Below are 13095 nucleotides of genomic sequence, written 5' to 3'. Positions count from 1 at the left end.
TCACTGCCCCCAGGAGTCGCGCAGGGTCACGGTGCGGTTGAACACCAGGGCGCCGTGCCGGGAATCCTTCGAGTCCACGCAGAAGTAGCCCTCGCGCTCGAACTGGAAGCGGTCGACCGCGGTGGCACCAGCCAGCGACGGCTCGGCGCGGCAGCCCTTGAGTACCACCAGGGAGTCCGGGTTGATGTTGTCGAGGAAGCTGCCGCCCTCTTCCGACTTCTCCGGATTGGCGGAGCGGAACAGGCGGTCGTACAGGCGCACTTCGCACTCGATGCTCTCGGCGGCCGGCACCCAGTGGATAACGCCCTTGACCTTGCGGCCTTCGGGGTTCTTGCCCAGGGTGTTCTCGTCGTAGCTGCAACGCAGTTCGACGATGTTGCCGTCGGCATCCTTGATCGCCTCGTCGGCGCGGATCACGTAGCTGCCGCGCAGGCGCACTTCGCCGCCGGGGATCAGGCGCTTGTAGCCGGCCGGCGGGACTTCTTCGAAGTCGCTGGCGTCGATATAGATCTCGCGGCTGAACGGCAGCACGCGCATGCCCATGTCCTGCTTCGGATGGCACGGCAGCTCGAGGCTCTCGACCTGGCCTTCCGGGTAGTTGGTGATGACCACCTTCAGCGGCTTGAGCACGCACATGGCGCGACCGGCATTGGCATCCAGGTCGTCACGGATGGCGAATTCCAGCATGCCGATGTCCACCACGCCGCCGGCCCGGTTCACGCCGATCATGTCGCAGAAGGTGCGGATCGACGCCGGGGTGTAGCCGCGGCGGCGATAGCCGGAGAGGGTCGACATGCGCGGGTCATCCCAGCCGTCGACGTGCTTCTCGTCCACCAGTTGCTTGAGCTTGCGCTTGCTGGTGATGGTGTAGTTCAGGTTCAGGCGCGCGAACTCGTACTGGCGCGGCTGAGCCGGGACCGGCAGGTTGGCCAGGAACCACTCGTAAAGTGGGCGGTGATCCTCGAACTCCAGGGTGCAGATGGAGTGGGTGATGCCCTCGATGGCGTCCGACTGGCCGTGGGTGAAGTCGTAGCTGGGGTAGATGCACCACTTGTCGCCGGTCTGGTGGTGATTGGCGTGGCGAATGCGGTAGAGGATCGGGTCGCGCAGGTTGATGTTCGGCGAGGCCATGTCGATCTTCGCGCGCAGCGAGCGGGCGCCATCCGGGAATTCGCCTGATTTCATGCGGGCGAACAGGTCCAGGTTCTCTTCCACCGAACGGTCACGGAACGGGCTGTTCTTGCCCGGCTCGGTCAGGGAGCCGCGGTAGGCGCGCATTTCCTCGGCATTGAGGTCGCAGACGAAAGCCTTGCCGGCCTTGATCAGCTCCACCGCCCAGGCATGCAACTGGTCGAAGTAGCTGGACGCATAGCGCACCGGGCCGACCCAGTCGAAGCCCAGCCACTTCACATCGGCCTCGATGGCGTCGATGTATTCCTGGTCTTCCTTCGCCGGGTTGGTGTCGTCGAAGCGCAGGTGGCAGTCACCGCCGAACTCCTTGGCCAGGCCGAAGTTCAGGCAGATGGACTTGGCGTGGCCGATGTGCAGGTAGCCGTTGGGCTCCGGCGGGAAGCGGGTGACGATCTTCTGGTGCTTGCCACTTTCCAGGTCGGCCGCAACGATCGGGCGCAGGAAGTTGGCGGCAACAGTGGCTTCTTTCGTATCGGCGGTAGGCTTGCTCATGGTGTCCTTGATCATGCTGGTGTTCGGCCAGGGTAGGCCAGCCAAACCAAAGCGCTTATCATAGCCGAAGCTGTCAACCCCCTGACAGGCCTTCGATTTTTCAAAAGAGCGGATTTCCCTGATGACTACCACCGTCAAACTGCAGACCAATTTCGGCGATATCACCCTTGAACTCTTCGACGACAAGGCGCCGGAAACCGTGGCCAACTTCAAGGAGTACGTGAAGGCCGGCCATTACGACAACACCGTGTTCCACCGCGTGATCAACAACTTCATGATCCAGGGCGGCGGTTTCGAGCCGGGCATGAAGCAGAAGACCACCCGCAAGTCGATCAAGAACGAAGCCAACAACGGCGTCGGCAACAAGATCGGCACCGTTGCCATGGCCCGTACCATGGAGCCGCATTCGGCCAGCGCGCAGTTCTTCATCAACGTCGCCGACAACGACTTCCTCAACCACAGCGCGCCGACCGTGCAGGGTTGGGGCTACTGCGTGTTCGGTGAAGTGAAGGACGGCATGGACGTGGTCAACAAGATCAAGACCGTCGCGACCACCATGCGCTCCGGCCACCAGGACGTACCGGCCGACGACGTGATCATCGAGAAAGCAGAAGTCATCGGCGAGTGAGTCGATGAGCGTCCTGTTCATCTCGGACCTGCATCTTGAAGCGGAACGCCCGGACATCACCCGGGCGTTCTTGCATTTCCTTTCCACCCGCGCCCGCAAGGCGCAGGCGCTGTATATCCTCGGCGACTTCTTCGAAGCCTGGATCGGCGACGATGGCATGGACGAGTTCCAGCACTCCATCGCCCGCGCCCTGCGCGAACTGTCCGACCGCGGCACGCGTGTTTACCTCATGCACGGCAACCGCGACTTCCTGATCGGCCAGGCTTTCTGCCGCGAAGCCGGCTGCACCCTGCTGCGCGACCCGAGCCTGATCGACCTGGACGGCGAGAAGATCCTGCTGATGCACGGCGACAGCCTGTGCACCCTCGATGCAGCCTATATGAAGCTGCGCCGCTGGCTGCGCAACCCGCTGAGCCTGTTTATCCTGCGCAACCTGCCGTTGGCCACCCGCCACAAGCTGGCCCGCAAGCTGCGCAAGGAAAGCCGCGCACAGACCCGCATGAAGGCCAGCGAGATCGTCGACGTCACCCCGGCGGAAGTAGAGAAGATCATGCGCGACAAGGGCGTACGCATCCTGATCCACGGACACACCCACCGCCCTGCCGTCCACGAACTGGAAATCGACGGCCGCCCCGCGCGGCGAATCGTCCTCGGCGACTGGGACAGCCAGGGCTGGGCCCTGGAAGCCGACGAGCAGGGCCTGCAGCAGGCGCCCTTCCCGCTCTGAACCATCCTGGCCACTGCAATGGTGGCCTTCTGACGTTAACCGACTCGCACTGTAAGACCTTTCCTATTGACCAGGACCTGCCGTCTTCAGCAGCATTGCGGGTTTGCTCACTCAAGGAAGAAACATGCTGGTCTCCAAAGGAAATCTCATCAAATTCGGCGCGGCGCCGCTGGCGCTGGTCGCCGCTGGCTTCATCCTGTTCAACGGCGTCTTCTTCTATAACGAAGCCGGCTTCATGACCCACGTGCGGACCATCTTCGGCGACGAGAAGATCGTCGACGATGTCGGCTACGCCACCAAGTGGTTCGGCCGAGCCACCACCTGGAAGAAAGCCATCAGCGTGCAGTCCGTGCTGCTTGTGGACGAGAACGACAACAACCCGGACAACGACGGGCTGGGCGCCACCATCGAAGCCTTCCCCATCGTCTTCCTCGGCAACGTCGACGCCAAGGTCGAGTCCTCCGCGCGCTTCCGCCTGCCCGGCGGCGACCAGTTCCTGAAGATGGCCCAGGAATACCGCAACCCGGACAACTTCATCCGCACCGCACTGGTCCCGGCGATCAAGGAAACCCTGCAGGCCACCGCCTCGCTGATGACTGCCGACGATTACTACGCCGGCGCCCGCAGCGAGTTCGCCGCGGAATTCGAGAACCAGCTCAACGACGGCCTGTACCTGATCAAGCGCAAGGAAGTCCGCGGCCCGCGCGGCGCCTTACCGCACCAGACCGCGATCCTGCAGGCCGGCACCGAACAGGGCAGCTTCGGCGACAACAATGCCAGCCAGTTCGTCACCGAGAAGGTCACCGACGCCAAAGGCATCCCGGTGCGCAAACAGCAGCAATTCCGCAAGTTCGGCGTGGAAGTGGTGGAGGCGCGCATCACCAACGTCGACCCGAATCCGCAGTACAAGCAGCGCATGGTCAAGGTGCAGCAGGCCCTGGCCGAGCTGGCGGTGGCTCGCCAGAACCGCCTGAAGGAAGAGGAAGAGAAGCTGCTGGTCACCGCCCGCGGCGAGAAGGAAGTGGAAGCCAAGCGCCAGGAAACCCTGCGCGACCAGATCGAGCGCACCACCCAGGCAGAAACCGAGAAGCAGCTGGCGGTGATCAATGCCGAGCGCGAGAAGCAGCGCGCCGAGATCGAGAAGCAGACTGCCGAGCTGCTGCGTGACAAGGCTGCCGTGACCGCGCAGGCCACCAAGATCACCGCCGACGCCGATGCTTATGCCCGCGAAGCGGTCATCAAGGCGGACGGCGCGCTGCAGCCCAAACTGGACGCGCTGATCGCCATCAACAAGGTCTGGGCCGAAGCCGCCGCCCAGGCGCCGGTGCCGAGCGTGATGATGGCCGGCGGGCAGAACAGCGCCAGCAGCCGTCAGGACGAGATCGGCCAGCTGATGGGCGTGTTGGCGACCAAGGCCGCGCGTGACCTGGCGCTGGATCTGAAGGTGAAAGACTGATCGCGCAAGCGCACTCCTACAAAAGCGGAAAAAAAGCGCCCCTCAGGGCGCTTTTTTTATTTCGGCGAGCGGCTCAGGCCGCCTGCTCCAACGGCACACCGCTATGGAAGCGGAATTCGCTGTCCGGCGACTGGATCAGGCCAGCTTCCACTTCGCGGATCTCCGCCACGCGGCGGTCGATGTCGGCGTCATCGCCGTAGCGGCGCGCCAGGCTCAGGTAGCCCTGGAAGTGCCGCGCCTCGGACTTCAGCAGCGAGCCGTAGAATTTGGCCAGATCGGCATCCAGGTGATCCACCAGCGCGGCAAAACGCTCGCAACTGCGGCATTCAATGAAGGCGCCGACGATCAGGGTATCCACCAGTTTCTGTGGCTCGTGGTTGCGCACCACGGCGCGCAGGCCAGAGGCGTAACGACCGGCGGAGATCGGCCGCAGGGGTATGCCGCGCTTCTTGAGGATCGCCAGCACCTGCTCATGATGGCGCAGCTCTTCGCGGGCGAGGCGCGACATGAAGTTCACCAGCTCCTCGTGGGCGCTGTACTTGGCGATCAGGGCCAGGGCCGTGCTGGCAGCCTTGAACTCGTTGTTCTTGTGGTCGATCAGCATCACCGCCTGATCCCGCAGCGCGGCTTCCACCCACGCATCCGGCGTGGCACAACCGAGGAATTCCCTGATTTCAGACAGCATGTCAGTTCTCCAACCGCGGCCGCCATGCAGCCGCGCAAACGCTTGGCGCACCCTGCGCTTCTCTGGCCGGTGCAATAAAGGCGGAGCATTATACGAGTGCCGCCGCGCGGGACCAGCATCCGGCATTGATATGCCTCAACGTCATGAACGAGATATCCCGACTACAGTTGTTCCACATAAACAACGCGCACGAAGGGAGACGATCATGCAAGCCATCCGTAGCATCCTCGTAGTCGTGGACCCGGACCAGCCGGAAGGTCTCGCGCTGAAACGGGCCCGCCTGATCGCCAGCGTGACCCAGTCGCACCTGCACCTGCTCGCCTGCGAACGGCGCGCCGACTGCAGCGCCAAGCTCGAGGAAGTGGCGGAGGTCCTGCGCCAGGAAGGCTTCAGCGCATCCAGCCGCCAAGCCTGGAAGGACAACCTGCACCAGACCATCATCGCCGAGCAGCAGGCCGAAGGCTGCGGGCTGGTGATCAAGCAGCACAGCCCGGACAACCCGCTGAAGAAGGCACTGCTCACCCCCGACGATTGGAAGCTGCTGCGCTTCTGCCCTTCTCCGGTGCTGCTGGCGAAGACCAGCCTGCCCTGGGCCGGGCGCAACATCCTCGCCGCCGTGGACGTGGGCAACAACGACGTCGAGCACCGTACGCTGCACGCCGGGATTGTCAGCCACGCCTACGACATCGCCGGCCTCGCCCATGGCCAGTTGCACGTCATCAGCGCGCACCCCTCGCCCATGCTTTCGGCGGCCGACCCGACCTTCCAGCTCAGCGAGACCATCGAGGCCAAGTACCGCGAGGCATGCAAGGCGTTCCAGGCCGAATACGGCGTCGACGACCAGCATCTGCACATCGAGGAAGGCCCGGCGGACGTACTGATCCCGCGCGCGGCGCACAACCTCGACGCCGCGGTGACAGTGATCGGCAGTGTGGCGCGTACCGGGTTCGCCGGCGCGCTGATCGGCAATACCGCCGAAGTGGTGCTGGATACGCTGGAAAGCGACGTCCTGGTGCTCAAGCCGGACGACATCGTCGCCCACCTGGAAGAAATCGCCGCCAAGCCCTGACGGGCTTGAATGCCCGGGCGAGTGAAACCGCCTGGTCCTCGCTCGCGAACCCGCCCAGCGCAGGGCTACGGGGTGATCCGTTCGCGAGAAAGCTCGCTCCCCTAAAAGCAGAAAGCCGCCCATCGGGCGGCTTTCCTGTCGTGCGGCGGCGATCAGACCCTCGAGCCCAGCCCGTCAGCCAGGAAGCTCGGCGCGATGTACCGCTCGTAATGCGCCTCGGAGAGGATGAAGAACTCCTTGTCGATGGCATCGCGCAGGTCGGGCAGCGGCCAGCCACGAAACTCCGGCAGCAGCGCCAGACCGTAGGCCTCGATCTGGTTGATCATCCGCGAACCGCGGGCGATCAGCTGATAGGCCCAGCAATAAGGTGACTGCTCGGGCACGAAGCGGATCTGCCGCTGCTCCAGCTGGCTGCGCAGCAAGGACGCATCGAAGACCTCCAGCTTGGCCATCATCACCTGGGCCAGCAGGATTTCCAGACGACTCAGGACCGCCCGCTTCTCCTCGTCGCCGTAGCGGTTCCAGTTCACCACTTCATGGTGGAAACGCTTGCAGCCACGACAGACAAGGTCGCCATAGACCGTCGAGCAGAGCCCGACACAGGGGGTTTTGATGCGCTGGGAAGACATGGGGAAACAGGTTGTCGGCAAAGCGGGCATGTTAGCCCTTTGTCTAGGCAAGATCACCCTTTGGCGCCACGCAAATCGGCTTACCAAGGCCCATTAATTCCATTAGAATGGCTGCGCCTTTTTGGCGTCATTGTCCGAAAGAAGCTGTTTTCAAAGCGTCACGAAGCACAGATTCCGGCAGCCGCGCGGTCTGGGCGCTCCCCTCAAGCGTCCAGCCCCATCAGTCCCTGGCCACCCCGGCGTAAAACTTTGAAAACAGCTTCTGCCCGGAGATCGCCGGTGCCGTCGTAGGTCAGTGGATTACCGTCCACCATGCCTGACGAATGGATCGGAAGGGTCTCCTGGATACGCGTCCTCCGGGACCACTGATGAGGGAAATACTGTGCTTGAAGCCTATCGCAAACACGTAGAAGAGCGTGCCGCCCAGGGCGTCGTGCCCCAGCCGCTGAACGCCGAACAGACCGCTGGTCTGGTCGAACTCCTGAAGAACCCGCCGGCCGGCGAAGAAGAATTTCTCCTCGACCTGATCACCAACCGCGTACCGCCGGGCGTGGACGAAGCTGCGTACGTCAAGGCCGGTTTCCTGTCCGCCGTTGCCAAGGGTGAAGCCACCTCCCCGCTGCTCTCCAAGACCCGCGCCCTCGAGCTGCTGGGTACCATGCAAGGCGGTTACAACATCGCCACCATGGTCGAACTGCTGGACAACGCCGAGCTGGCCGAAGTCGCCGCCGAGCAACTCAAGCACACCCTGCTGATGTTCGACGCCTTCCACGACGTCGCCGAGCGCGCCAAGAAAGGCAACGCCGCCGCCAAGGCCGTGCTGCAATCCTGGGCCGAAGGCGAGTGGTTCAAGGCCCGTCCGGCCGTCGCCGAGAAGCTGACCCTGACCGTGTTCAAGGTCCCCGGCGAAACCAACACCGACGACCTGTCCCCCGCTCCGGACGCTTGGTCGCGTCCTGACATCCCGCTGCACGCCCTGGCCATGCTGAAGATGGCTCGCGACGGCATCGAGCCGGTTCAGCCGGGCTCCGTCGGTCCGCTGAAACAGATCGAAGCAGTCAAGGCCAAGGGCTTCCCGGTTGCCTACGTCGGCGACGTGGTCGGCACCGGTTCGTCCCGTAAATCCGCCACCAACTCGGTGCTGTGGTTCTTCGGCGACGACATCCCCTACGTACCGAACAAGCGCGCTGGCGGCTTCTGCTTCGGCACCAAGATCGCCCCGATCTTCTACAACACCATGGAAGACGCCGGCGCCCTGCCGATCGAGTTCGACTGCACCAACCTGGCCATGGGCGACGTCATCGACGTGTACCCCTACGAAGGCAAGGTCGTGCGCCATGACAGCGGCGAACTGGTCACCACCTTCGAGCTGAAGACCCCGGTCCTGCTGGACGAAGTCCGCGCCGGTGGCCGTATCCCGCTGATCGTTGGCCGTGGCCTGACCGAAAAGGCCCGCGCCGAGCTGGGTCTGGCTCCGTCCGACCTGTTCAAGAAGCCGGAAGCGCCGGCCGACAGCGGCAAGGGCTTCACCCTCGCGCAGAAGATGGTTGGCCGCGCCTGCGGTCTGGCCGAAGGCCAGGGCGTACGTCCGGGCACCTACTGCGAACCGAAGATGACCACCGTCGGTTCCCAGGACACCACCGGCCCGATGACCCGCGACGAGCTGAAAGACCTGGCTTGCCTGGGCTTCTCCGCCGACCTGGTGATGCAGTCCTTCTGCCACACCGCCGCCTATCCGAAGCCGATCGACGTCAAGACCCACCACACCCTGCCGGACTTCATCATGACCCGCGGCGGTGTCTCCCTGCGTCCGGGCGACGGCATCATCCACAGCTGGCTGAACCGCATGCTGCTGCCTGACACCGTCGGTACCGGCGGCGACTCGCACACCCGCTTCCCGATCGGCATCAGCTTCCCGGCCGGCTCCGGCCTGGTCGCCTTCGCCGCTGCCACCGGCGTCATGCCGCTGGACATGCCGGAATCGGTTCTGGTGCGCTTCAAGGGCAAGCTGCAACCGGGCATCACCCTGCGTGACCTGGTCCATGCGATCCCCTACTACGCCATCCAGGCGGGTCTGCTGACCGTCGAGAAGAAGGGCAAGAAGAACATCTTCTCCGGCCGCATCCTCGAGATCGAAGGTCTGAACGACCTGACCGTCGAGCAAGCCTTCGAGCTGTCCGACGCCTCCGCCGAGCGTTCGGCTGCCGGTTGCACCATCAAGCTGCCGGAAGAGGCCATCGCCGAGTACCTGAAGTCCAACATCACCCTGCTGCGCTGGATGATCGGCGAAGGCTACGGCGACGCCCGCACCCTGGAGCGCCGCGCGCAAGCGATGGAAGCCTGGCTGGCCAACCCGCAACTGCTGGAAGCCGACAAGGACGCCGAGTACGCCGCGGTCATCGAGATCGACCTGGCCGACGTCAAGGAGCCCGTACTTTGCGCTCCGAACGACCCGGACGACGCTCGCCTGCTGTCCAGCGTCGAAGGCCGCAAGATCGATGAAGTCTTCATCGGTTCCTGCATGACCAACATCGGCCACTTCCGCGCCGCCGGCAAACTGCTGGACAAGGTCAAGGGTGGCATTCCGACCCGTCTGTGGCTGGCTCCGCCGACCAAGATGGACGCCCACCAGCTGACCGAGGAAGGCTACTACGGCATCTACGGCAAGGCTGGCGCGCGCATGGAAATGCCGGGCTGCTCGCTGTGCATGGGTAACCAGGCTCGCGTACAGACCGGTTCGACCGTGGTCTCCACTTCGACCCGTAACTTCCCGAACCGTCTGGGCGACGCCACCGACGTGTTCCTGGCATCCGCCGAGCTGGCCGCTGTCGCTTCGATCATCGGCAAGCTGCCGACCGTCGAGGAGTACATGGCCTACGCGAAGGACATCGACAGCATGTCTGCCGATATCTACCGCTACCTGAGCTTCGACCAGATCGCCGAGTTCCGCGAAGCTGCAGCCAACGCGAAGATCCCGGCCGTTCAGGTCTGAGACTCCTAGCGCGATGAAAAGCCCCGCCCCGTGCGGGGCTTTTCTTTTCCAGGCCCGAAATAGAGCGCTCCCACCCTCCCCTCACGATGGGCCTAATACTTATTGACCGGTTGCACCACAGCCCACCGGGACTAAGGTGGACATCAGGCTCCTGCCGATATCCGTGCCCAGGTGCCCTTGTGGAACCCTCCAGAGGTGCGCTCCCTTCCTCTGCGCCCCGCCTGTATGGCGGGGCTTCTTTTTTCCCGCCCTGGCACAGCCCTTGCTCGACTCCTGAGGCTTGCGGTCCAACGGCGGATCGCCCCCGACAACCAACCATCGACAATGGCGTCGCGGCTACCTCCCTTCGGCGGCAGGTGGTGCGGCGCCATTTTTTTGCATTGGAAAGTGCATCGCGAATGCGCTCAGAGGTGGAGATGATCGACAGTACCAGCCCACTGCCGCACAGCCTGGCCTGGGTGGCCGGCTCCGACGCCCCGGAAAAGACCGCGCTCAACCTGGGCTTCATGGCCCTCACCGACTCCGCCTCGCTGGTGGTGGCCGCGACCCAGGGTTTCGGCCAGCCCTACGGCCTGACGCTCAACCTGCGGCGGCAGAACTCCTGGGCCGGGCTGCGAGACCGGCTGCTCAGCGGCGAGCTGGATGCCGCGCAAAGCCTCTACGGGCTGATCTACGACCTGCAATTGGGCCTGGGCGGTGCGCCGTCCACCGACATGGCAGTGCTCATGGGCCTGTGCCAGAACGGCCAGTCGATCAACCTTTCCGCCCCTTTGATGCGCGACGGCGTGACCTCCGCTGAAGCACTGCAACGCCATGTGCGCCAGAACGGTGCACAACTCACCCTCGCGCACACCTTCCCCACAGGCACCCATGCGATGTGGCTCTATTACTGGCTGGCGGCCCATGGCATCGATCCACTCCAGGATGTGCGCAGCCTGGTGGTGCCGCCGGCGAAGATGGTCGAGCATCTGAGGGCTGGACGCATCGACGGCTTCTGCGCCGGCGGCCCCTGGGGCGCGCTGGCCGTGGACGAAGGCATGGGCTTCACCCTTGCCACCAGCCAGCAGATCTGGCCGGATCACCCGGAAAAGGTATTGGGCAGCACCCGCGCCTTCGTCGAGCAATACCCCAACACCGCCCGCGCACTGGTCATGAGCCTGCTCGACGCCAGCCGTTTCATCGAGGCCAGCGCGGACAACCTGAGCAGCGCCGCCCAACTGATCAGCAGCGCAGACTACATCGACGCCCCGCTCGCCAGCATCGAGCCGCGCCTGCTCGGCCGCTACCAGGATGGTCTCGGCCACGCCTGGCAGGACGCGCACCCGCTGCGCTTCTTCGATGGAGGACAGGCCACCTACCCGTGGCTTTCCGACGGCCTGTGGTTCATGACCCAGTTTCGGCGTTGGGGCCTGCTGCGCGAAGACGTCGACTACCTCGGCATTGCGCGCCAGGTCCAGCAACTCGACCTTTACCGCGAAGCCGCCAGCGCCGTGGGCGTCAGAGTGCCGAACGTCGAGATGCGCCGCTCGACCCTGATCGACGGCCGCCCCTGGGACGGCAGCGACCCGGCCGGCTATGCGCGCAGCTTTGAGCTGAATGCCCTGGCGGAGCGAGGTTGAGCATGCTGCGCGTCCTGCTGATCAACGACACCCCGAAAAAGGTCGGGCGCCTCAAGGCTGCCTTGGTGGAGTGCGGTTTCGAGGTCATCGACGAATCCGGCCTCACGGTCGACCTCGCGCAACGGGTGGAAGCCTTGCACCCGGACGTGATCCTCATCGACACCGAGTCCCCCGGCCGCGACGTAATGGAACAGGTGGTGCTGGTCAGCCGCGACCAGCCGCGCCCCATCGTCATGTTCACCGACGAACACGACCCGCAGGTGATGCGTCAGGCCATCCGCTCCGGTGTCAGCGCCTACATCGTCGAGGGCATCCAGGCGCAGCGGCTGCAGCCGATCCTCGATGTCGCCATGGCCCGCTTCGAGAGCGACCAGGCCCTGCGCGCCCAGCTGCAGGCCCGCGAGCAGCAACTGGCCGAGCGCAAGCGCATCGAGCTGGCCAAGGGATTGTTGATGAAGATGAAGGGTTGTGCAGAGGAAGAGGCCTACACCCTGATGCGCCGCCAGGCCATGGGCCGCCAGCAGAAGCTGGCGCAGGTGGCGGAACAGATCATTGCGATGCACGAGATGCTCGGCCACTGAGATTGCGAGCGAGGTCCGGCCATCTGCCAGCGGCGGCACGGCGCGATCATTTCGCCAGCCACTCAGCTGGCCCCCGCTTCGCTGGCAACGCCCTATGCTGCGGCCGCCCGGCCAACTGGCCGGGCCCCGGAGCGCCATCGGCAGGGTTCGATGGCGTATCGCAGTGGCCGCCGCCGGCTAGGCACCTCGGCGCCACCCGACCTCGCCGCCAGTGCGGCCCAGCAAGGGCAAGCCCATGATCGACCTCAGCACCTGGAACCTCAGCGTCCCCACCGACCCCAGCCCCACCGAAGTCAGCACCGAGCAGATCGCCAGGGGCTACCAGAGCCAATATTTCCAGCGCGACGGCAGCCAGGTGATCTTCTGGGTGCCGGTTACCGGTTCGCACACTTCCGATAGCGTCTACCCGCGCAGCGAACTGCGCGAGACCACCACTGCCGGCGAAGTTTCCAACTGGTACTACAACCAGGGCGACAACGAGCTGCGCGTGACCATGAGCGTCCAGCAGGTCCCCTCGAAGAACAAGATCATCATCGGCCAGATCCACAGCCGCTCGCCCTACACCGGCGATGGCGAACCGTTGGTCAAGCTGCAATACCACTACCTGCCCACCCTGGAAAGCGGGCGCCTGGAAGCCCTGGTACGCAACCACCCCGACGACAGCGCCAGCATCAACATCCCGCTGATCGACAACGTCGCCCTGGACCAGGCCTTCAACTACAGCCTGCGCGTCACCTCGGTGGGCAACCTGGCGATCCGCGTGGAGACCTCCGACGGCCGCGCCAACTACTACCGCAAGATCCTCAGCACCGCCTGGTCCAGGCAACTGCTCTACTTCAAGGCCGGCGCCTACATCAACGACAACTATGGCGACAGCAGCGAGGGCGGGCGGATTACCGTGTTCCACCTGAACTCGGCGCACCGCTGACTCGTCATTCACTGGCCTGATGAGGCGCTGGGCGGGCGAACTGCGCGTAGAATGCACGGCACGCCCGCAACAACCCTCGCACTGCCCGCCGCATTTCG

The 13095-nt window shown here is 64.4% G+C and carries 11 protein-coding genes; 8 read left to right on the top strand and 3 right to left on the bottom strand.

Annotated features, from left to right (window positions below):
* Positions 1–1683: a glutamine--tRNA ligase/YqeY domain fusion protein gene (locus MJ122_RS10150; RefSeq protein WP_239744322.1), complete on the bottom strand. Its 1683-nt coding sequence runs from the start codon at positions 1681–1683 to the stop codon at positions 1–3.
* Between the two features lie 121 nt (positions 1684–1804).
* On the opposite strand from MJ122_RS10150, the gene MJ122_RS10145 reads away from it, so the two are divergent.
* The 3 genes from MJ122_RS10145 (at position 1805) to MJ122_RS10135 (ending at position 4494) form a co-directional block, all read left to right on the top strand.
* The gene (locus tag MJ122_RS10145) at positions 1805–2311 is read left to right on the top strand and encodes a peptidylprolyl isomerase (RefSeq protein ID WP_017519610.1); all 507 of its coding nucleotides are present in this window, start codon (positions 1805–1807) and stop codon (positions 2309–2311) included.
* Positions 2312–2315: 4 nt separating this feature from the next.
* Complete coding sequence (lpxH, locus tag MJ122_RS10140; RefSeq protein WP_088417460.1) at positions 2316–3038, top strand: UDP-2,3-diacylglucosamine diphosphatase; 723 nt, start codon at positions 2316–2318, stop codon at positions 3036–3038.
* A 124-nt stretch (positions 3039–3162) separates the two neighbouring features.
* Positions 3163–4494 carry an SPFH domain-containing protein gene (locus MJ122_RS10135; protein WP_088417461.1) on the top strand — a complete coding sequence of 444 codons (1332 nt, stop codon included), beginning with the start codon at positions 3163–3165 and terminating at the stop codon, positions 4492–4494.
* A 73-nt stretch (positions 4495–4567) separates the two neighbouring features.
* Here MJ122_RS10135 and miaE read toward each other — a convergent pair whose 3' ends face one another.
* Positions 4568–5179 carry a tRNA isopentenyl-2-thiomethyl-A-37 hydroxylase MiaE gene (miaE, locus tag MJ122_RS10130; protein ID WP_088417462.1) on the bottom strand — a complete coding sequence of 204 codons (612 nt, stop codon included), beginning with the start codon at positions 5177–5179 and terminating at the stop codon, positions 4568–4570.
* A gap of 205 nt (positions 5180–5384) precedes the next feature.
* Between miaE and MJ122_RS10125 the strand changes: the two genes are divergently transcribed.
* Positions 5385–6248: a universal stress protein gene (locus tag MJ122_RS10125; RefSeq protein ID WP_239744069.1), complete on the top strand. Its 864-nt coding sequence runs from the start codon at positions 5385–5387 to the stop codon at positions 6246–6248.
* 152 nt (positions 6249–6400) lie between these two features.
* On the opposite strand, the gene MJ122_RS10120 is transcribed toward MJ122_RS10125, so the two are convergent.
* Positions 6401–6877, bottom strand: coding sequence for a DUF1289 domain-containing protein (locus MJ122_RS10120; protein WP_088417464.1), 477 nt, complete (start codon positions 6875–6877; stop codon positions 6401–6403).
* 382 nt (positions 6878–7259) lie between these two features.
* Between MJ122_RS10120 and acnB the strand changes: the two genes are divergently transcribed.
* The 4 genes from acnB (at position 7260) to MJ122_RS10100 (ending at position 12997) form a co-directional block, all read left to right on the top strand.
* A complete protein-coding gene (gene acnB / locus MJ122_RS10115) occupies positions 7260–9869 on the top strand; it encodes a bifunctional aconitate hydratase 2/2-methylisocitrate dehydratase (protein ID WP_088417465.1) in 2610 nt (869 codons plus the stop codon).
* Between the two features lie 416 nt (positions 9870–10285).
* Positions 10286–11488, top strand: coding sequence for a CmpA/NrtA family ABC transporter substrate-binding protein (locus tag MJ122_RS10110; RefSeq protein ID WP_239744067.1), 1203 nt, complete (start codon positions 10286–10288; stop codon positions 11486–11488).
* A 2-nt stretch (positions 11489–11490) separates the two neighbouring features.
* Positions 11491–12069, top strand: a complete 579-nt coding sequence (locus tag MJ122_RS10105) for an ANTAR domain-containing protein (RefSeq protein ID WP_088417466.1) — start codon at positions 11491–11493, stop codon at positions 12067–12069.
* Positions 12070–12304: 235 nt separating this feature from the next.
* Entirely contained in the window at positions 12305–12997 is a 693-nt protein-coding gene (locus MJ122_RS10100; protein ID WP_239744065.1) for a polysaccharide lyase family 7 protein, read from the top strand.
* Positions 12998–13095: the final 98 nt, after the last annotated feature.

It is taken from the genome of Pseudomonas sp. DP-17, from assembly GCF_022380625.1.
In the GTDB taxonomy this organism is placed as follows: domain Bacteria; phylum Pseudomonadota; class Gammaproteobacteria; order Pseudomonadales; family Pseudomonadaceae; genus Pseudomonas; species Pseudomonas nitroreducens_A.
The sequence above is the reverse complement of the archived record's forward strand: the minus strand, read 5'-3'. Positions and strand labels throughout refer to the sequence as shown.

Coding starts and splice junctions, on each gene's coding strand:
- MJ122_RS10120 (WP_088417464.1), bottom strand. CDS start 6,877: ATGTCTTCCCAGCGCATCAAAACCCCCTGTGTCGGGCTCTGCTCGACG.
- MJ122_RS10110 (WP_239744067.1), top strand. CDS start 10,286: ATGATCGACAGTACCAGCCCACTGCCGCACAGCCTGGCCTGGGTGGCC.
- MJ122_RS10105 (WP_088417466.1), top strand. CDS start 11,491: ATGCTGCGCGTCCTGCTGATCAACGACACCCCGAAAAAGGTCGGGCGC.
- MJ122_RS10100 (WP_239744065.1), top strand. CDS start 12,305: ATGATCGACCTCAGCACCTGGAACCTCAGCGTCCCCACCGACCCCAGC.
- MJ122_RS10125 (WP_239744069.1), top strand. CDS start 5,385: ATGCAAGCCATCCGTAGCATCCTCGTAGTCGTGGACCCGGACCAGCCG.
- lpxH (WP_088417460.1), top strand. CDS start 2,316: ATGAGCGTCCTGTTCATCTCGGACCTGCATCTTGAAGCGGAACGCCCG.
- MJ122_RS10145 (WP_017519610.1), top strand. CDS start 1,805: ATGACTACCACCGTCAAACTGCAGACCAATTTCGGCGATATCACCCTT.
- miaE (WP_088417462.1), bottom strand. CDS start 5,179: ATGCTGTCTGAAATCAGGGAATTCCTCGGTTGTGCCACGCCGGATGCG.
- MJ122_RS10150 (WP_239744322.1), bottom strand. CDS start 1,683: ATGAGCAAGCCTACCGCCGATACGAAAGAAGCCACTGTTGCCGCCAAC.
- MJ122_RS10135 (WP_088417461.1), top strand. CDS start 3,163: ATGCTGGTCTCCAAAGGAAATCTCATCAAATTCGGCGCGGCGCCGCTG.